Annotated in this window: 1 protein-coding gene; it reads left to right on the top strand. The window is 61.8% G+C overall.

Features of this window, described 5'->3' with window-relative positions:
- Positions 1 to 265: 265 nt before the first annotated feature.
- Positions 266 to 725, top strand: a 460-nt coding sequence (locus U9980_RS20230) for a hypothetical protein (RefSeq protein WP_322769356.1), incomplete at its 3' end; no start/stop codon positions are given.

Here is a 725-nt window from a genome sequence, read left to right as displayed (position 1 = left end):
AGCACGGCCAGTCCGACCAGTACGGCGGCGGCGCGCTCGCACGCCCTGCAACACACGGCCACCTGCGCTCCTGACTTTTTTCGTTCGCGACCAGATGACGGCTGATGCTCCCCCGACACCCGCTGTTGACCACGATGGACGTTGACCACAATAACGGAACATGACCCGCGTTCGGACCTGGAAAATCCCAAAGTAACCCACACCCCCGAACCGGTAGCGTCGACATTTATTGTCGATGATCTGATGATAGAAGTGTGTCCATGGTTTGTCTGTTGACAAAATCTGCGCACTGCCCACATCCGAAGCCGGGGTCGAGCGTGGGCTGGTCATCACCTACATCGGCCTGCGCTGCTTCAATATCATCCAGCTCGCGGTGGGTCTGCCGCTGATTCTCGACATCACCGACCGTCGAATGCTCACGGTCGTATCTCTGAGCCTGCTCCTGGCGGAGGCGGCCGTGGTCAGCCGGCGCAGCTGGCAACGCGGGCGGTTCGACGAGGTCTGCCTCGGCATTGTCGACCTTTCATCCGGCGTACTCTTTCTCATCAGCGCCATGCTTTTCGTCGCTGCCGGAACCGCCTCGTCCAGCTGGGGAAACCCGGGCTTGGCCACAACCATCCCGATGGCCTCGGGCGCGGCCATCGTCTTCCGCCGCGGGTGGCAGACAGCTGTTCGTACCCTGTTGTTCAACGTCCGCCAGCATGCTCAGCCACAGCCCGGCGGAT

The sequence above is a fragment of the Protofrankia sp. Cr1 genome, from assembly GCF_963555865.1.
Lineage (GTDB): Bacteria > Actinomycetota > Actinomycetes > Frankiales > Frankiaceae > Protofrankia.
Note: the sequence above shows the minus strand (reverse complement) of the source record. Positions and strands in the feature narration are given on the sequence as shown.